The 18,386-nt window shown below is 64.5% G+C and carries 19 protein-coding genes and 1 pseudogene; 7 read left to right on the plus strand and 13 right to left on the minus strand.

Annotated features, from left to right (window positions below; translation table 11 throughout):
* Positions 1-321: 321 nt before the first annotated feature.
* Positions 322-1,089 carry a cytochrome c biogenesis CcdA family protein gene (locus M1248_RS31670; protein WP_006247278.1) on the minus strand — a complete coding sequence of 256 codons (768 nt, stop codon included), beginning with the start codon at positions 1,087-1,089 and terminating at the stop codon, positions 322-324.
* 578 nt (positions 1,090-1,667) lie between these two features.
* Between M1248_RS31670 and M1248_RS31675 the strand changes: the two genes are divergently transcribed.
* Positions 1,668-2,336: a peroxiredoxin gene (locus tag M1248_RS31675; RefSeq protein WP_006247280.1), complete on the plus strand. Its 669-nt coding sequence runs from the start codon at positions 1,668-1,670 to the stop codon at positions 2,334-2,336.
* A 110-nt stretch (positions 2,337-2,446) separates the two neighbouring features.
* On the opposite strand, the gene M1248_RS31680 is transcribed toward M1248_RS31675, so the two are convergent.
* A complete protein-coding gene (locus M1248_RS31680; protein WP_158022687.1) occupies positions 2,447-3,403 on the minus strand; it encodes an alpha/beta hydrolase in 957 nt (318 codons plus the stop codon).
* Positions 3,404-3,524: 121 nt separating this feature from the next.
* On the opposite strand from M1248_RS31680, the gene M1248_RS31685 reads away from it, so the two are divergent.
* Positions 3,525-3,842, plus strand: a complete 318-nt coding sequence (locus M1248_RS31685) for a MerR family transcriptional regulator (RefSeq protein WP_006247282.1) — start codon at positions 3,525-3,527, stop codon at positions 3,840-3,842.
* Positions 3,843-3,912: 70 nt separating this feature from the next.
* Here the strand turns inward: M1248_RS31685 and M1248_RS31690 are convergent, their stop codons facing one another.
* The 8 genes from M1248_RS31690 to M1248_RS31725 form a co-directional block, all read right to left on the minus strand.
* Positions 3,913-4,506 carry a TlpA family protein disulfide reductase gene (locus M1248_RS31690; RefSeq protein ID WP_006247283.1) on the minus strand — a complete coding sequence of 198 codons (594 nt, stop codon included), beginning with the start codon at positions 4,504-4,506 and terminating at the stop codon, positions 3,913-3,915.
* Between the two features lie 60 nt (positions 4,507-4,566).
* Positions 4,567-5,169 carry a cadmium resistance transporter gene (locus M1248_RS31695; RefSeq protein WP_006247284.1) on the minus strand — a complete coding sequence of 201 codons (603 nt, stop codon included), beginning with the start codon at positions 5,167-5,169 and terminating at the stop codon, positions 4,567-4,569.
* Positions 5,166-5,672 (minus strand): signal peptidase II, encoded by a 507-nt coding sequence (lspA, locus tag M1248_RS31700; RefSeq protein WP_006247285.1) that lies wholly within the window; start codon positions 5,670-5,672, stop codon positions 5,166-5,168. Before lspA ends, M1248_RS31695 begins: the two co-directional genes overlap by 4 nt.
* Positions 5,669-7,636 carry a heavy metal translocating P-type ATPase gene (locus tag M1248_RS31705; RefSeq protein ID WP_006247286.1) on the minus strand — a complete coding sequence of 656 codons (1,968 nt, stop codon included), beginning with the start codon at positions 7,634-7,636 and terminating at the stop codon, positions 5,669-5,671. The genes lspA and M1248_RS31705 overlap by 4 nt, the downstream gene beginning before the upstream one ends.
* Entirely contained in the window at positions 7,633-8,046 is a 414-nt protein-coding gene (locus M1248_RS31710) for an ArsR/SmtB family transcription factor (protein WP_027332154.1), read from the minus strand. Before M1248_RS31710 ends, M1248_RS31705 begins: the two co-directional genes overlap by 4 nt.
* A 191-nt stretch (positions 8,047-8,237) precedes the next feature.
* Positions 8,238-9,611 (minus strand): MBL fold metallo-hydrolase, encoded by a 1,374-nt coding sequence (locus M1248_RS31715; RefSeq protein ID WP_006247288.1) that lies wholly within the window; start codon positions 9,609-9,611, stop codon positions 8,238-8,240.
* A gap of 102 nt (positions 9,612-9,713) precedes the next feature.
* Positions 9,714-10,487 (minus strand): sulfite exporter TauE/SafE family protein, encoded by a 774-nt coding sequence (locus M1248_RS31720; RefSeq protein ID WP_027332155.1) that lies wholly within the window; start codon positions 10,485-10,487, stop codon positions 9,714-9,716.
* A 101-nt stretch (positions 10,488-10,588) separates the two neighbouring features.
* Entirely contained in the window at positions 10,589-10,858 is a 270-nt protein-coding gene (locus M1248_RS31725; protein ID WP_006247290.1) for a metal-sensitive transcriptional regulator, read from the minus strand.
* Between the two features lie 608 nt (positions 10,859-11,466).
* Between M1248_RS31725 and M1248_RS31730 the strand changes: the two genes are divergently transcribed.
* The 3 genes from M1248_RS31730 (at position 11,467) to M1248_RS31740 (ending at position 14,166) form a co-directional block, all read left to right on the plus strand.
* Positions 11,467-12,612 (plus strand): NAD(P)/FAD-dependent oxidoreductase, encoded by a 1,146-nt coding sequence (locus tag M1248_RS31730; RefSeq protein WP_006247291.1) that lies wholly within the window; start codon positions 11,467-11,469, stop codon positions 12,610-12,612.
* Between the two features lie 165 nt (positions 12,613-12,777).
* Complete coding sequence (locus M1248_RS31735; RefSeq protein ID WP_013470258.1) at positions 12,778-13,404, plus strand: class I SAM-dependent methyltransferase; 627 nt, start codon at positions 12,778-12,780, stop codon at positions 13,402-13,404.
* A 75-nt stretch (positions 13,405-13,479) separates the two neighbouring features.
* The gene (locus tag M1248_RS31740) at positions 13,480-14,166 is read left to right on the plus strand and encodes an adenylate/guanylate cyclase domain-containing protein (protein ID WP_006247293.1); all 687 of its coding nucleotides are present in this window, start codon (positions 13,480-13,482) and stop codon (positions 14,164-14,166) included.
* A gap of 133 nt (positions 14,167-14,299) precedes the next feature.
* Here M1248_RS31740 and M1248_RS31745 read toward each other — a convergent pair whose 3' ends face one another.
* The 3 genes from M1248_RS31745 to M1248_RS31755 all read right to left on the minus strand — a co-directional run bounded on the left by M1248_RS31745 (position 14,300) and on the right by M1248_RS31755 (position 16,376).
* A complete protein-coding gene (locus tag M1248_RS31745; protein WP_006247294.1) occupies positions 14,300-15,256 on the minus strand; it encodes a M56 family metallopeptidase in 957 nt (318 codons plus the stop codon).
* A complete protein-coding gene (locus M1248_RS31750) occupies positions 15,253-15,642 on the minus strand; it encodes a BlaI/MecI/CopY family transcriptional regulator (RefSeq protein ID WP_013470257.1) in 390 nt (129 codons plus the stop codon). Before M1248_RS31750 ends, M1248_RS31745 begins: the two co-directional genes overlap by 4 nt.
* 170 nt (positions 15,643-15,812) lie before the next feature.
* Positions 15,813-16,376 carry an MPT63 family protein gene (locus M1248_RS31755; protein WP_048471209.1) on the minus strand — a complete coding sequence of 188 codons (564 nt, stop codon included), beginning with the start codon at positions 16,374-16,376 and terminating at the stop codon, positions 15,813-15,815.
* Positions 16,377-16,533: 157 nt separating this feature from the next.
* Between M1248_RS31755 and M1248_RS31760 the strand changes: the two genes are divergently transcribed.
* Complete coding sequence (locus M1248_RS31760; protein ID WP_234714048.1) at positions 16,534-16,998, plus strand: hypothetical protein; 465 nt, start codon at positions 16,534-16,536, stop codon at positions 16,996-16,998.
* Positions 16,999-17,386: 388 nt separating this feature from the next.
* Positions 17,387-18,376, plus strand: a pseudogene (locus M1248_RS31765) (acyl-CoA dehydrogenase family protein); the annotation flags it as partial.
* Between the last annotated feature and the right edge of the window lie 10 nt (positions 18,377-18,386).

The following is an 18,386-nucleotide window of genomic DNA, read 5'->3' on the forward strand; positions in this document are numbered from 1 at the left end:
TTTCGCTTATCTACACACCGTCACAGGCGACATTGCGCGAAAAATCCGGGCTAGGCCCATCGGCACTGCCGCAGCCGGTACCTTCGGCCGGGTGCCGAAACTATGGCAGTCTGCACCCCCAACGACTCAAACGGCTGTGATATCGCCCGCGACCGCCTTCAACGTCGCCCTCCACGCGCAACGTGAGTGTTTGCTGCGTTGCACCGTTGCTTTCCGGGCGCGTGAGGTAATCGCGCGACCCAATCGGTCGAATTCCTCACTCCATCTGGCGTTGTCGGTGCGAGCCAGCCCAGCCGCCTGACTCTCAGGGCAAAGTTGGTGTCATATCGGCAGCGTGGTGTTGGTGACGAAGGTGTCACGGACCCAAGAGATGAATTCGTTCCACAGCCCGCTCACCAGCGCTAGTCCCACGGCGACCAGCAGTACACCGCCGAAGATCTGGATTTCCCTGGTATTTCGACGAAGCCACCCCATCGCGTGCACCGCGCGTGCAGATCCCAACGCCAACAGGACAAAGGGAATGCCCAGACCTAGACAGTAGGCCACGACGAGGACTACCCCGCGGGCGATGGCCGATCCATTTGTGGCCGAGGACATCGCAATCACGCCAGTGAGTGTGGGCCCCAGACACGGGGTCCAGCCCAGGCCGAACACCCCGCCCAGCAGCGGCGCACCCGCGATGGTCGACATCGACTTCGGGGTGAACCGGGCCTGGCGTTGCAGCGCGGGCACGAAGCCCATGAAGACCAGGCCCATCAGGATGGTGACGGCGCCGCCGATACGCTGCAGCAACACCTGATTGGTGATCACCGTCGCCGTTAGACCCAGGATCGCGATGGTGCCCATCAGGAACACCGCTGTGAAGCCGGCGATGAACAATCCAGCGGCCGCAGTTACTCGCAGCCGCGCACTTCGCGATGTCGATTGGCTTTGCTCGTCGACCCCGACGACCGCTGCAAGGTAGGACAGGTATCCCGGCACCAGGGGAATCACGCAGGGCGAGGCAAAAGACACCAATCCGGCCAATGCCGATACCAGCACCGCCAGCAGCACGTGCCCTGACATGGCGATCTCGGTGAATCCGTTCATCGGCGGCTGCGCATTGCGACCGCTTCTGCACTCCAGCTACTGGGTCCGCCCACGCCCATCTGCATCATGTCATCACCTACGTATCTACTACAGAGGTTAGTACCATAGCTGGGAACGGTTTCGAGACGCTCACGCAACCCCTCGTTTGACGGGCGTGTAATGCGCAGATGCGGCTTCAGCCGTAGACCGTCTGCGCCGAAATCGTTGGTGACTCAACGGCCATGCACAATACGGCAGCGCGTCATCCAAGCCGGGGGAGGTGTGTCGGTGCCTGTCCTGTCGCCACGACAGCCCATGGGCGACAACTCGGCACCGTGGTCCCGGTGCCTTTGGCCCCGCCGCCCGCAGTCTTGGCTGGCCACGTCCCCGGCGCGACGTGCGCATGCGCTGCGCGTCGGTCTACCGCGCCTCCATCGCCGCCCCACCATCGACCGGCCGGACCGCATCGTCACCCTCGTTTACTTCCACTATCGCCTGTACCAGCCGTAGTGGCGCAGATGGAAATAACTTTCTACTGTTCAGGTACGTAGACAGTAGAAGGAGGGGGACGTGCCTCTCCCTGAGATTAGAGGTTTGCGATGACTCTGACGATCGGCGACACCGCCCCGGATTTCGAGGCCGATACCACCGAAGGTCGGCTTCGGTTTCACGACTGGATCGGCGATGGCTGGGCGGTGCTGTTCTCCCATCCCCGCGATTTCACCCCGGTGTGTACCACCGAACTGGGTTACATGGCCAAGATCAAAACCGAATTCGACCGGCGCGACGTCAAGATCATCGGGCTGTCGGTCGATCCGCTCGACAACCACGCCAGCTGGTCACAAGACATCGCCGATACCCAGGGCGTCGCGCCCAATTATCCGATGATCGCCGACACCGATTTCGCGGTGTCCAAGGCCTACGGGATGCTGCCCGCCGACGCCGCCGGGGACCCCACTGACCGAACTCCCGCGCAGAATGCGACGCTGCGCAACGTCTTTGTGATTTCCCCCGACAAGACCATCGCACTGGTGCTGATCTACCCGATGACCATCGGACGCAACTTCGATGAGGTGCTGCGCGTGATCGACGCGCTGCAGTTGACCGCCACCCACAAGGTCGCCACTCCGGCGCAGTGGCGCCAAGGCGACGATGTGATCATCTCCAATTCGGTCAGCGACGAGGAAGCCCGCCAGATCTATCCGAACGGGTGGCAAGCACCCCGGGCTTACCTGCGCATCGTCCCGAGCCCGATTCAGCTTGCTTAGCCCAACAGGACAAGTGTTGGGATGGCTGCATCGGGTGCTCGACCGGCGACACTAAGGGGTACCCGAGGTAGTCGGGGCGTAGGGGCGAGCATCGTCGATGTCAATGCTGGTCACCTCTGTTCGGTATGGGGTTGTAGAAGGGTGCGGCGCAAGAATGCGATCTGATCGTTGACGACGCGATCTATCCAAGGTTCATTGAATAGGTCGAAATGCCCGATGGGGTAGCGTTGTAGCTCTCCGCGCGGCGCGTGCTTGGCCACTTCGATCGCGGGTTGGGGCGGTGCAATGGCGTCGCCGTCGCAGACGGACACCAGAAGCGGGCATGACACCAGATTGGCCCGGCGCGCCGGCCGGTCGGCGCGCATCTGCAGCACGATCCGGGCGGGGATCGTGGGCTCCCAGCCGACCGGGTCGGCGGGCATGATCGACGCAAATCCGGCGGCGGCATCGGGTGTGGTCAACATCGACATTGAGCCGGGTGCTCCGGCCAGCTCGATCCGTAGGGGTTCGCGGCCGCATCGTGCACGCAAGTTGTCGCGGATCCCTCGCCATGCCATCCGATAGCCATGCCGTCGGCGGGCGTAGCGGATTGCCGCGGCGGCTGCGGCGCGCCCGTCGACGAACGGATTTTGTATGATCGCCGCGGCGATGTCGTGGTCGCGGCCGGCGGTGGCAAGTACATGTCCACCGCCAAAAGAAGTGCCCCACAGGGCGATTCGGTCATGATCGATGCCGCTGAAGCGGCGGACGAGAGAGATGGCTGCGCGGTCATCGGCGCGCTGTCGCCTGATGTCGATCAGGCCGCGGGGTTCACCGGCGCTGGTGCCCAGGTGGCGGTAATCGAAGGTGAGGGCGGCTATGCCGACGGCGGCGAAGCGGATCGCGAAATCGGGCAAGGCCGCGCTTCGGATACCGCCGATGCCATGGGCTAGCACCACGCAGGGATGCGGTGGGGGACTCGTTGGCCGGTACAGCCACCCCTCGCATCGTTGGCCGCCGGATTCGAAGTTGATGTTCTCGCGGACCACGCCGGTGCCGCGGCCGCAGAAGGGAAGGGTTGTAGACACGGCCGCCAGCGTGCGCGTTAATGTCGACATGAAGTCAAGCGGTGAGGGCCGAGAAATTTCGATCGGCGAGTTGGCCGAACATTTCGGGCTGGCTACCCATGTGCTGCGTCACTGGGAATAGATGGGGTTGGTGGTTCCGCGCCGCACCTCGACGGGTCACCGAATGTACGGCCTTGCGGATCGCTATCGAGTGGCCGCGATTGTGCAGGCGAAGGCGGCCGGGATGAGTCTTGACAGTATTCGTGCGATGTTGACCGCAGCCACCCCAGCCGAGCGCAACAGGGTCTTGCAACACCAGTACGACGCGCTGAGCCAGCGCGTCGTCGAAGCCCAAGCCGCACTCGCCCTTATCGACACCGCGCTCGGCTGTGAACACGGCGACCTCGCCAGTTGTCCGCGCTTCCGCGCGGTGCTGGCCGAACGTGTCAGGCATCCCTAGCGGCGTGGTCAGATACCCCCACGATGCGAGTGCTGCGGGTACTGCGGCCGGTTCGCCACTATGCAATATGTCAGGGCTCGGTGGTCAGCCGGTCCAGTAGCGGCCGTAGGTCTTCGGCCAGTAGTGCCATGAGATACACCGCTGCAACTCTGTGCTGGCGGTCGAGGACCATGGTGGTGGGTACGACGCTGGTTGGATAGGTGCGTCCCAGCGTGATGAGGCTGCGCAGCGATGGGTCGAAGATGGAGGGATATTGAACGTCGCGGTCGGTGACGAAATCGCGTGCGGTGTCGCGGTTGTCGCGGACGTCGATACCCAGGAACTGCACGCCGCGGTCACGGTATTCGGCGTAAACCGTTTCCAGTTCTGGAGTTTCGGTGCGGCATGGCGCACACCAGGAGCCCCACACATTGATGAGGACCACTTTCCCGGTGAAATCCGACAACCGGATCGGTGCGTCGGTAAACAGATCGGGTCCGGTTAGATCCCCGATCGTGCCTCGTGTGGAGGGAGGGTCATAGAAGATCGCGGTCTGTCCGCCGGGCGATACGAAGTCAAAGGTGCCGCCTTGGGCGACGGCGCCCTCGCCGGTGGTGCAGCCGGCAACCGTGGCTGCGACGATAAGGGCTGCCACGACGGCGACGATTTGCCTAAGGCTAGTCACGAGGAGTCCTCTCGATGGTTCATGTTGGCGCCGGAGTGCACCGCTGGTGTTCGTGGCTGCCTAGTTCTCGAAGGCGAGACCGCTGACGAGGATCACGATGCCCAGGCCTATCAGGACGATCGGGAAGAGGACGTGTTCCCAGCGTTCGAGGACTTCTGCGATCGGCCGGCGGGTGGCGACGAATCTGGCGGCGACGACCAGCACCGAGACGAGCACGAGGAACACGGCACAGTAAGCCACCACGGCCGCCGGTCCCACGCTCAAGAACACCGGAACGTAGACGCCGATGTTGTCGCCGCCGTTGGCGAAGGTGACTGCTGCGACGGTTAACACGCCGACGTTCTTGCCAGCGACTTTGCCGTCGTCGTCATCATCATCATCGTTGCCGCGCCAGGTTTGCCACGCCGCCCACAGTCCCAGGGCGAGGGGGATGAGTCCGAAGTACGGGATCACTTCTGGGGGAAGGAACGCTCCGGCACCCAGCGTCACGAGCACAGCCGCACCCAGAATCCCGGCGAATCCCAGGTATTGGCCTGCGGTGATCCGGGCCGTGGTTCCGCGTTGTCCTGCGCCGCGGGCGAAAAACAGTGAGAGCACGATGATGTCGTCGATGTTGGTGACGATGAACAGGCCGATTGCGGGCAGCACTGAGGACAAGATCATCCGTTTACCTCCGAGTCTGCGGTATCGCTTGCCCGCCAACTAGCCACAACGAGGGCGGCTGCCCCGGTGACGACGAAGACGTCAGCGAGGTTGAAGGTGGGAAACCAGCCAGTGTGTAGGTAGTCGGTGACCTGCCCATCAGCGGCGCGGTCGATCACGTTGGCCACCGCCCCACCCAGCATCGCCGCAAGTGCCAGCACGACGGGCAGCGCCGCGGTGCGCGTGAGGCGTACCGCGAACACTGCCAAACCGGCCACGATCAGGCCGGTGACGCCGAGCAGGGCCGCTGGCGGCAGGGTGTCCCCGAGACTGAATGCCACACCGGGGTTGAACGCCAGCCGCAGATCTAGCAGCCCGAGATCTGTTGAGTTGCCGCCGGTCAGTGCGCGACCGGCCCACGCCTTCAAGCCCAGGTCAAGTGCCGCCACGGTGACCACCGTGGCGGCAAGGGCGATCCGCCCCCGTCTCACTCGGGTGTCGGTGTCGGTGTGGTCGGTGGTCACGACGGCGCACCCACGACGGCCGCGCGTATCGGTCGCGCCACCTCGTGCAGTGCCGCATCGGCCAGCGGTTTGGTACGCCCAGCGCGCACCCCGTTGGCAATGACGATGATCTCGGCGAGTTCGTGGACGAGCACGACGGCGGCCAGTCCGAGGATGCCGAACAGCGCCAGCGGCATCAGCACGATGATCAGCCCGAGGGATAGACCGAGGTTCTGCAACATGATTCGCCGCGCACGGCGGGCGTGCCGGAACGCTTGAGGAAGGTGGCGCAGGTCTTCGCCCATCAACGCCACGTCGGCTGTTTCGATGGCAACGTCGGTGCCCATCGCTCCCATGGCGATGCCGATGTCGGCGGTGGCCAGCGCGGGAGCGTCGTTGACCCCGTCGCCGACCATCGCTGTGGGACGCTGGCTGCGAAGCTGTTCGATCAGTCGGGCCTTGTCCTCGGGGCGCAGCTCGGCGTGCACGTCCTCGATACCGACATCGCGGGCCAAACTCGCTGCGGTGGTGTGGTTGTCGCCGGTGAGCATGGCCACGTGGTAGCCGTCGCGGCGCAGTTGGGCGATGACTTCGGCGGCTTCGGGGCGCAGCTCGTCGCGCACGGCAACGGCGCCCACCACCTGACCGGCAACTTCGACGAGGACGGCGGTGGCACCGGCCTGCTGCATCCGGGTGACGTCACCGGCCAGTGGGCCTGGGTCGAGCCAGCCGGGGCGGCCCAGCCGGATGGCGTGCCCATCGCGATGTCCGGTGAGTCCGGCTCCGGTGACGGCTTCGACGTCAGTGGCTGGGGTGACCTCTTTAACGGCGGCCAGGATCGCAGCGGCGAGGGGATGCTCGCTGCGCGACTCCAACGCTGCGGCCAGGTCCAGCACCTGTTCCGAGGTCGATCCGTTGATTGTGACGACTTCGATGACGGCGGGCCGATTGGCGGTCAGTGTGCCGGTCTTGTCCAAGGCAACCCCGCGGATTCTGCCGAGCCCTTCAAGTGCGGCGCCGCCCTTGACCAGTGATCCCAGCTTGCTGGCGGCGCCAATGGCGGCGACGACCGTGACTGGCACAGAAATCGCCAGTGCGCACGGTGACGCGGCGACCAGCACCACCAAGGCGCGTTCGATCCACGTGGCCGGGTCGCCGAACACGCTGCCGATTACCGCGATCGACGCCGCGGCGATCATGATTCCGGGCACCAGTGGTTTGGCGATGCGATCGGCCAGGCGCTGCGAGGAACCCTTGCGGGATTGCTCGGCCTCCACGATGCGCACGATGCGGGCCAGCGAGTTGTCCTCGGCCGTGGTGGTGACCTCGACCTCAAGCACACCGGTGCCATTGATCGACCCGGCGAACACCTCGTCTCCGGGACCGGCCTCCACGGGAACCGACTCACCGGTAATGGCCGAAACATCGAGCGCGGTGCGGCCATGACGGATGATGCCGTCGGTGGCGAGACGCTCACCGGGCTTGACCACCATACGGTCACCGATCCGCAATTCCGCAGGCGCAACGGTCTTTTCGCCGCCATCGCGTAGAACGGTCGCCTCGTCGGGCACCAGTGACAACAGGGCGCGCAGCCCGCGGCGGGTGCGGGTCAACGAATATTCTTCCAGCCCTTCGCTGATCGAGAACAAGAAGGCCAGCATCGCGGCCTCGCCGACTTCCCCGAGGATCACCGCGCCGACGGCGGCGATCGTCATCAGCGTGCCGACGCCGATCTTGCCTTTGGCCAGCCGTCTGAGGGTAGACGGCACGAAGGTGTAGGCACCGGCCAGCAGCCCGATCGCTTCCAGAGTGAGCACGACCGACTCGGCGGCATCGACTCCTCCGGCGATCAGGGAAGCCAGCAGGAAGACTCCGGAGATGGCGGCGAACTGCAATTCCTTGATCTGCCAGAGCCGTTCGGGCTCACCGTCCCGTTCGTCGGTGTCGCGGGGCTCGTCGTTGCCGCATCCGCAGGCGTCACTCATCGGCGGGGCTCCTCGGTATCGATCGTCGTCGTTGTGTGGGCGTTGGTTCCGTAGTTGGGGCACAACGCCACCGTGTTGCCGGTCGCGGCCAGCAGCGTCTCCGCTGAGGCCAGCAGATCCATGAGTTCCGGTCGGGTCAGCGAGTAGAACATCTGCCGGCCTTCGGGGCGTCCGATCACGAGACCGCAGTCCCGCAGACAGGCGACATGGGCTGAGACAGTGGACTGCGCCAACCCCAGCTCGCCGATCAAGTCAGCCACGCGCGCCTCACCGTCGGCCAGGCGGCGCACGATCGCCAGCCGGGCGGAATCGGAGAGACTATGAAACAGCGCTACCGCAGCATTCAGATTCGAAGAGGTTCCACCTGCTGAGCCGACAGCCGCGCAATCATCCGACACATTCATCGCCATTTGACGATGATACATGGTCCCCGGCGATACTTCGCGCCTGGAGTGTCCGCTTACGCCGGCTGCGGTCCCAGGGGGCTGAGCGGAAGGTGTGAAGCCGCCGCCATCAATGGAACGCTGAGGGCGATCTGTTGGCCTTGCGCCTGATGCAATTCAGCCAGGTGGCACTTATCGGGGCTGCTGGCCTCCCATGGTCACGTTGAGTCGGTGGGTTGTCGTGTGGAGGTGAGGCCCAGGGTGTCCGCGGTGCTGTACTCGTCATCGACGAGCACCACGACGCCCCCTTCCCGGTCGATGATGGAGGCGGCGATCGACGCTCGGTACCCGGAGCCGCAGTGCACCCAGATCGGCATGTCAGGCAGTTCGTGAAGGCGGTCGGCGAGTAGGTGCAGCGGGATGTTGATCGCGCCGGGGATGCGGCTGGTGTCGTGCTCTTGGCGTTGTCGCACGTCGAGCACGACGAAATCCTCGCCACTGCCTAGGGTTTCGGCGAGGTCGGCGAAACCGGCGGTCCGATAGCAGCGCAGTGTTGATCCGGCGCGTAGATCGTCGATGTTTCCTGTGGCGGCGCCGTCGAGGTGGTCGACGCCTATGCGGACCAGTTCGCGGCGGGCCTCAGCGATCTGATCGAGTGTTTCCCCGATCAGGGTCAGTGGTTCGCCCCACCGGTGAAGCCAGCCCAGGTAGGTTACGAAGCTGCCAGACAGTTCGAACCCGAGCGTGCCGCTGAGATGCCCTGCGGCGAAGGCGGTGCGATTCCGCAGATCGACTACCCACTGGCCAGCGTCGATGCGTCGCCGCACCTCCTCGGGATCGACCGGTTCGGGTAACGAGAGGTCCACCGGAGCTGGTCCAGCCTGGTTAATCACTCCCATGTGGGCGTAGTACGCGGGATAGGCCGACAGTCCCTCGAGCAGCTCCGCGACATAGGCCTGCTCGTCTTGGGTGAGCGCCGGATTGCTCAGGCGTTGCTCGGCGATGGTCGAGGAATCACCACTGCCGGGGGTCGCCGAGCAGAAACTGCCGAACCCGTGGGTGGGATAGACCGAGGTGGCATCGGGGAGCACCGCTGCCAGTCGGTGCACCGACTGGTACTGGGCACGGGTCAACTCGTGCGTGTGTTCGGCGCCCAACAGATCGGTGCGCCCGGTGGTGCCGTGCAGCATGGATCCGCCGGTGAACACTGCGGTCACCGCACCGGTGATGTCGCGCAGCACATAGCTGACGTGGTGGTGGGTGTGACCGGGAGTGTGCATCACCTCCAACTGGATCGGTCCGGCGTCGATGACATCCCCGTCGCACGCCGGGCGGCGTTCGTAGTCCACCTGGTCGCCGGCGGGCACCACGTACTCGGCGCTCACCGTGCGGGCGAGTTCCAATCCGCCGGTGACGTAGTCGTTGTGGATGTGGGTTTCCAGCACGTGGGTGATTTGCACCCCACGCCGCTGGGCCAGGCCCAGCACTCGGTCGATGTCACGCTGCGGATCGATCACGACCCCCGTCGAACCGCTGCTGACCAAGTAACTACGGTCGCCGAGACTGGAGGTGTCGATAATCGTGACGTCCACGAAAAGACTCCCTTCTGGTTTCTGGATTGCTGAAAGTATGTTCACCCCCGCCAGTATGGATCGAAGCCTCTTGGACGGGGCAGCTGATGAAGGTGGGATCAGTTAGGTCAGGACGAGCGTGTCCAGCAGGACATATGCCGCCACGGCGAAGACCAGGTAAGCGAACCAGTGTTGCAACCGGCCGGTGTCGAGTCTGGCGCCATAGTGCCCGGCGACCAGTGAGCCGCCGATCGCAGTCGCAACGAACGCCGCTGTAATGGACCAGTCGATGCTTGCCCCATCGAGGTGAAAGAGCGCCCCGGCCGCGGAATTGGCGACGATGATCAGCAGCGAGGTGCCGATCGCGACGGACATCTGCACACCGAGCAACAGCACCAGGGCGGGAATGATGACGAATCCACCGCCCACACCGAACAGCCCGGTCAGCAGGCCGACCGCGAAGCCCGCCGGAATGGACCGCGGTGCGCAGCGACGCCAGTTGATGCCGCCATCGCCGACGGTGCAGGCAGTGCCGGCGTCGGTGGAATCGGTCAACATTCGCAGGCCGGCGCCGATCATGAGGATCGCGAAGCCGATCATCAGAACCCGCTGAGGCAGGCGCTCGCCGATGGCGCTGCCGAGCAGGGCGGCCGGTATGCCGGCCACCGCGAAGACAGCGGCCAGGCGCCACTGCACCTGTCCAGCGCGCAACCTGGGCAACACCCCCACCGCCGAGGCCACCGCCACCACGATGAGCGACATGGGGATCGCCTGCTCGACCCCGAGGCCGAGCGCATAGACCAGCGCCGGGACCGCCAGGATCGACCCGCCGCCGCCGAGCAACCCCAACAGCACCCCGATCACCGCACCCAGCACCAAGGTGATGACCACAGTCACCGGCGACACCGCTTCGACGCCCGGACGCACGCTCTCACGCAGCACACCGCAGGTCAGTCATCACGGTCTCCGACGCCGATACCAGGCACTGCACGCATCCTTCATGCCAACGCCAAGAACAGCTTCTCCAACTCGGCCTCGGTCATCGGCGCTGCCCCACCTTCGACCTGCCCGGCCAGGCACTCTCGCAAACCCGTGGCCACGATCTTGAAACCGGCCTTGTCCAGCGCGCGCGACACCGCGGCAAGCTGGGTTACCACGTCCTTGCAGTCGCGGCCCTGCTCGATCATCGCGATCACGCCCGCGAGTTGACCATGCGCACGACGCAACCGATTGAGCACCACTACGATGCTGTCCTGATCGCCGACCATCGCCAAACCCCTTCCGTAACAGTAGTTCCATCGTATACCCCACCGGGTATCTACCCGATCGTTGCGACGCCAGTCGTGGCGCTCGGTGCAAACGGGGCGCGCCGTGGTCGGAGAGGCAGGGTCGGGCCGCCCTTGCATTTCAATAAATCAGGGCGGACCGTGACTTCGCCACCCATCGACAGGGTATACCGGCGGGGGTATACAGGAAGGGTGAATGAACCTGTGAAGTCACCGTCGACGAGTTGGCTGCCAGGCGGGGCGCGGCCGGCCAGTCGGGTGGCGGATGCCCGCGAAGCCCTAGGAATACCAGTGCATCATTTCCTTGGCGCGCTGCCTATCAAAGGTGCTGGCCGCGCGTCTCGTCGACATCCCGGACACTGCGTTACGTCGTCTGCAGGTCGGGAAGCCGGTTCACGGCGCGCGAAGCCTGGGATTCTTCGGCCCGAAACGCTGTGTCGACCAAGGTGTGGGCGGGATGACGCAATGGGGGTGACGTCAATCCGGCCCATCGAGATTTGACCACTCGTCAGCGCCCACCCCATTCGGGTGCGGTACCGACCCCGACTGAATCAACAATTGTCCGACTACAACGAAAGAGGGACGCTCCAATGAAGAAGACCGTACTGATCCTGGGTGCCGGATTTGGCGGCCTGGAATTAGCCGCCCAACTCTCCGACACCCTCGCCGACCTGCACGTCATCCTGATCGACCACAACGACGGGTTTACCTTCGGCTTTTCCAAGCTCGACGTGTTGTTCACGAATCGCACCCCCGAGGATGTCCGCATTCCGTATGCCGAGCTGACCAGGCCCGGCGTGGAGTTCCGCCAGGAACGCATCACCTCCATCGACCCGGCCACCCGTCGCGTCGTCACCGACCAATCCGACTATCAGCCCGACTTCCTCGTCATCGCCCTGGGCGCCGACTACGAGCCCGAAGCCACCCCTGGCTTCACCGAGGACGGCTACGACTTCTACACGGTGGATGGCGCCGCTCGACTGCGCGACCGCCTCGCTGAATTCACCAGCGGCACCATCGTGCTGGGCGTCCTCAGCGTCCCCTTCAAGTGCCCGCCAGCACCCTACGAGGCAGTCCTGCTGCTACATGCCCACTTGGTCGAGCGGGGCATCCGCGACGCCGTCACCATCAAGGTGATCAGCCCCATGCCCTCTCCGATCCCGGTCTCCCCGGAAACATCCGAAGCGCTGATCACCGCCATGGCCGAACGTTGCATCATCTACCGGCCTGAGACCAAGATCCATTCACTGGACCCGAACCAACACCTAGCCCACACCGACACCGACACCGAGCCCTACGACTTGTTCATCGGCATCCCCAAACACCGCGTCCCCGACGTGATCGACGCCTCCGGGCTGACTGCTGGAGGCAACGACGGATGGATCGCCGTCGACCCCGCCACGCTCGCCACCAAACATGCTGGTGTGTATGCCATCGGCGACTGCGCCGACGCACCCGTACCCCGCGCCGGGGTTTACGCCGAAGACGCTGCCGGCACCGTTGCCGCCCACATCGCCGCACAGCTGCACGGGACACCATTTACCGCCAAGTATTCCGGGCGCGGGGTCTGCTACATCGAGTTCGGCGATGGACGGGTCGGTAAGGTCGACGCCGACTTCCTCTCCGGGTCCAAACCCACCGCCCCCTTCATCGGGCCCTCCACCGACCTGGCCGACGAGAAAGCCGAATTCGCCGTCACCCGACGACACCGCTGGTTCGGTCGATCCGCAAGCTGAACGACAGAATCACCTCCGATGACGGCGTGCCGGACAAGACCGATCGTCGCACACCCTTTTCATCGTCAAACACCGATGATAGCGTCGTATGTAGATTATTAGCTGGCGATGTCGCACCCTTATAGAGCGATGGCTGCCGTGAAGGGAAAGGGTTCTGAGGTGTTGATGAATCGGGTCGAGACTGCCCTGATCAATTCGCCGCCCCGGCGGTGGCTGCAACGTTTCTACGAAGTGCCGGTACTGCTGCGCTTAGGGGGCCGTATCCCGCCGGGCAGTACAGCCCTCGAGATTGGCTGTGGACCGGGCTACGGCTCACAGCTGGTGCTACAACGCTTCGGCGCCGACCGGATCGATGCCCTCGATCTGGATCCGACGATGATCGATCGCGCCCGTAAGCGGCTGGCACCCTGCGGAAATCGGGTCACCTTGGTCCGTGGCAGTGCCACGGACCTGCGGGCCGCGCTCGACGCTGACGACGACAGCTACGACGCGGTGTTCGACTTCGGCATCATCCACCACATTCCGCAGTGGCGTACCGCGGTGGCAGAAGCCGCGCGGGTGCTCGCCCCCGGTGGACGGTTCTACTTCGAAGAGGTCACCAAACACGCCCTCGACCGCCCGACCTACCGGCGACTGTTCGACCATCCCACCGACGACCGCTTCACCGCTGAACAGTTTGTTGACGAACTCCGCCGGCACGGCCTGCTCATCCTCGGCTCTGTCACCCGCATTCGGGGCGATTATCTGCTCGGTGTCGCCACCAAGCCGCTCGTCAACGGTGGTGCACGGTGATGGCCGCCGCCGCGGTAGGCCTGAAGCGCACAGATCGACTGTAACGACGGGCGACGTGAGTGAGAATGGCCAACCATGGGTGAGGCCGCTGCAGCGGACGCAACGTTCGCTTTCGTCGATCTGTCCGGCTTTACGGCCTTGACTGAGATGTGCGGCGACGAGGAAGCCGCCCTTCTCGCCGGGCGGCTGGTAGACCTCGCGCGAGACTCGCTCACCGTTCATGTCAGCCTGGTGAAAAGCATGGGGGACGCGGTGATGCTGCGCGCCCCTGGTCCTGAACAGATGATGGCGACGATCGTGGCGCTGGCCGATCGCGCCGCTGCCGAAGACGGCTTCCTCGTGCTCCGAGTCGGAATCCATCACGGGAGCGCCGTCGAACGTGACAACGATTTCTTCGGGCATGCGGTTAACACCGCCGCACGCGTGACAGCGCTGGCCGGCGCAGGCCAGGCAATAGTCACCGATCCGATACTGCCCGCATGCGAAGGGTTGGGTCTCGCGGTCCGCTCTTTGGGCGCCACCGCGCTCCGCAATATCGCATCTCCTATGGCGGTGTATCGCGTGTCGCTCCCACCGCCCCGATATCCCGTTGACCCCGTGTGTGGGGTTCGAATTGATCCGCGCACAACCAGCCACCATGTGCGGCACGACGATCAAGACATATGGTTCTGCTCCGGCCGATGCGCCGAACGGTTCTTGGCCATTAATGAAGGCAAACAACCTGAAGGAGGGCGAACCCGCCGCGCCAACTACGACGACTGACCCAGGCGCACGACGAGTGGAGCCACCTCTTTCGTTTGAAGGGTGTCTACATGCGGCTGGCTTCCAGCGACCACCCGATCCGCTCGTCGGCTCGTTGGGGTTGCCGCAGCAGCTGTTCGGGTTGCGCCTCGGGTCAGAGGCATATCGATGGCGCAAGCATCAGCGCGGCGGCCAGGAGTGGTCCGAGCAGGGCCGCGCCCGTCGCCACAGTGAGGTAAAGGCGGGCGCGAATCCGGTTCGGCGGAAATAGAAGTCGTTCCACACGCTGAGTGACGGCCAATCCCGTCGCACCAAGCGCCGCGGCCGGCATCGGTGATGTCGAGGTGGGGCCTGGAAGGCTGAGGGCAACAAGTGCGTCGACGATGGTGTCGCAGCTGTGTCGTCGGGCGGCGGCGTCGTCGGCGCACATCTCCAAAAGGCGAGCGATCTCGCTGGCGCCCTTGGCGAAGAGCTGCACCCGCGGCAGCATCGCGCCCAGAGCGGCGGTGACGGCCAGGACATGATGGTGGCGTCCGCTCAGGTGGGCGCGTTCATGAGCGAGGACTGCGGCCAGTTCGGCGCCATCGAGGGCGTCGAGCGCGCCGCGGGTCATGACGATGGTGTGGGGTCGCCCAGCAAGGCAATACACCCCGCGCTGAGCGCTGTCGATGATCAGGGCGCCTCCAGGCCCCGGCAAGGTGTCACCGGCGGCGATCCGGGCGGCGCTGACGTGGTCTCTACTGCCCCGATGCGAACGGCGTATTGCGAGCACCACGCGGCTGCCCAGAACCACGACCGTCAGGGTGCTCATCGCGGCCAGCGCTAGAAAGCTGACCTGCAACAACTCGCCATAACCGCCGTGGACGATGAAACCCAAGCCGGCCAGGCACCCGGTCACCATCAGACCAATGTCACCTTCCGAGGTGAGGACATGGGTCACCAGCAGGGTGAACGCCCCGATCGAGGCCGCGAGCACGGAGGCCATCACGGCGAGCCAGGCGCTGACACCGAGGCGGGGGGCAGCACCGTGGAGATTGGCACGCAACAGCAATGGCGGCGCCAAAACGCTCAAGGCCAGCGCGTAAACCGCGAGGCAGACGGCCATGCTCATGGTTTCGGCGATGTCCGGCCCCGGCGGCGGATGACCTCTTTGAGCCCTGCCAGCTCGTCGGCACTCATCTCCCCGACGAAATGCGCCAGAACCGCGGCTGTGTCGTGTTCGCCACCGCCGCTCAACGCTTCGCGCATGAGCGCGGCGATGTGTTCGGGATGGCTCAGCACGGTGCGGTAGCGGAACGCTTTGCCCTCCCGTTCCCGCAGGAGGTGACCCTTGCGGTAGAGATTCTCCATGGTCGACAGCACTGTGGTGTAGGCGATCTCGCGATCGGTGCGAAGCTGTTCGACCACCTCCCGGGCGGTACCGCTGCCGCCGGATTCCCACAACCGCGCCATGACTACGGTCTCGAGTTCACCGAACACCCGCACCGCTACTCTCACCTACCTCGTCTTCGGTCCTTGCCGGGGTTGCCGTGCGATAAGCACACCTCCTGCACCAGCCTACGGCCTCGGTACGGAGAACCGACATTGCGCGCCGACGGCGGCATGACCCTCCGACGATGCGTCCACCACGTCATGTTCTGACGGGCCGGTTTCCTTGGGTTTGACGGTTACATGTTTCCTGCACAACACGGGCACGGTTCCGGATCGGTACAACAGGCGCAGTCATCCATCGGCATTGGCTGCATCGCCATCATCGCTCCGCTACAGCACATCATCGCCTCGCTGCAGCACCACATCAGCGGTTCAGAACCTCCAGCGTCGTAGCTCACGGCGACGGGGTCGCCACCGGTGACGTCGAAGTAGATCTTGCCCGTAGCGGTCTGGCCCTGAGCCAGTGCGGCGCCAGAAATCCCCTGCGGGCTCGCCATTTGCCACAGCACGCGATAGCTGCCGCCATCAGCAGTGGAGGCGTTGAAATTGGGGATGATGGGCGTCGATCCCCCTGAGGTCGCCGTGACCGACGCGGTCGCCTCCCATAGCTGTCCGGCCAGCGGATATCCAGGCGCGGGATCCGCGCTCTTCGTGAGGTTGGTGACTGACCACTCCTGTACGCCACCCCCCATCTCGGCCTGCTGCTGAGACCCAAAGCGGTGCATACAGTCATCGGAAGCCGACGCCGTCGCGGCGAGTCCCACACCAAACAGCGCCGCCACCGCCACCAGCGCCACCATCACACCGAGTCCGCGAAACACATTTGCTCCTTCTTTCACATTGCTGCGGCCGCCGACCGATCGGCCCGCCGAGCATCAAGCATCTACTATGTCGGTACCGAGATAGTAGATGATGCTCCGGGGCCCGGCGCGCCCGGATCGGCCAACGAGAAAGAGGGTGACCAAGTTGTCGGACCAAACAGCGTTCAGCGATGCGAACGAGGGGCGCGTTGTTCGGGACGCGTCGAACACACCCAACGAGACGACACAACACGACGGTGGAGCGACCTACCTCGGCCCTCGGGTGGAGCTGCTCGTGATTGCCGGTTGCCCTCACGCCACGCTCGCCGAGGCACTGCTGAGGGTGACGCTCGACGAACTGGGTCTCACTCGAACACCGGTATACATCAACATGATTGAGACCACCGCCGAAGCGATTCACCAGACCTTCGTGGGATCGCCCACCATCAGGATCAACGGCGTCGATCCTTGGGCGCAATCTGGCAGCGAACCCGGACTAGCTTGTCGTGTTCATCCCTCACCAGCTGGGCTACCCACCCAATACAGCCTCGCCCAGGCACTGTGCGCAGCCGTGGTCAATGACCAACTGCCCATGCCCGCAGACTCGCAGGTCAACGACTAACGAAGCCAATGAGACAAGACCGAGACGGGGCCTTGCCTTGCACGAGCCCGCCGTCTCGTTTCTAGAGAAACGAGACTCCTCACGCGGCCCGGCTGCGGTTACTTCGCGCCTGGTTTGCCGTGCCTCATTTCCTGTCTGATACCGCGCGTCTCGAATCCTCGATGTAGGAGGACAGTGAGATGGTCCTTCACCTAGGACAGTCGAGTACGCCGGAGCACGGCGGGCCAAGGCGGCCTCGATCGGCAACTCTTCCGCGCATCAAGGCTCACAGCACAAGAGGTACTTCGCACAAACTCGTTAGTCGTCGATAGTTGCGGACTCGAAGGAAACTGACTGCCCTAAGAAGCAAGGAATAGTGCACGCACGAAATACGTACACTCCACCAGCAGAATCACAGCTCGCCGGAGCGCCTTCGCTGTCTCCGATGGGGATCCGCATGGTCTCGCACGCGCTGGTGAAGTTCGGCACGGACAAGCAGAAGGACTTCTTTTTGCCCCGGATCCTGACCGGCGAGGTGTTCTTCTGCCAGGGCTATTCCGAACCGGAAGCGGGCTCCGATCTGGCGGCACTGTCGATGGCGGCCGTCGATGACGGTGACGACCTGGTGTGCACGGGAAGCAAGATCTGGACGACCCACGCCCGCGAGGCAAACTGGATGTTCGCGTTGGTGCGGACCTCGAAGGCGCAGAAGAAGCAGCAGGGCATCACCTTTGTCCTCATCGACATGACAACGCCGGGCATCGAGATCCGCCCCCTGGTCATGACCTCAGGCGAGGAGGTGCAGAACCAGGTCTTCTTCGATGAGGTCAGGGTGCCCAAGGCGAATGTGCTCGGCAAGATCGACGACGGCTGGACCGTCGCCAAGTACCTGTTGGAGTTCGAGCGCGGCGGCGGCGCGTCATCCCCGGCGCTGCAGGTGATGGCCGACGAGATCGCCTCCGTCGCCGCCGATCAGCCCGGTCCCGCCGGCGGGCAACTGCTCGACGACTCCGCCTTCGCGCGCAAGCTCGCCGACGCCAGGATCCGCACCGAGGTGCTGGAAATTCTCGAATACCGAGTGCTCGCGGCGGTCGCCGAGGGCAAGAATCCGGGCGTGGCGTCGTCGATGCTCAAGGTGATCGCCACCGAGTTGAGTCAGTCACTGACCGAGCTCGCGATGGAAGCGGCAGGCCCCCGCGGACGCGTGTACCAACCACACGCGACCTGCCCCGGCGGCCCGGTCACCGAATACGAGCCGCCCGCCGACGACTACATCAGTGGCGACGAGTGGCAGGCGGTCGCGCCGCTGCGCTATCTCAACGATCGCGCCGGCTCGATCTACGCGGGCAGCAACGAGATTCAGCGCAACATCCTGGCCAAAGCGGCTCTCGGACTTTGATAGGCGGCAT

The sequence above is a fragment of the Mycobacterium sp. 29Ha genome (genome assembly GCF_032883055.1).
Taxonomy (GTDB): domain Bacteria; phylum Actinomycetota; class Actinomycetes; order Mycobacteriales; family Mycobacteriaceae; genus Mycobacterium; species Mycobacterium gallinarum.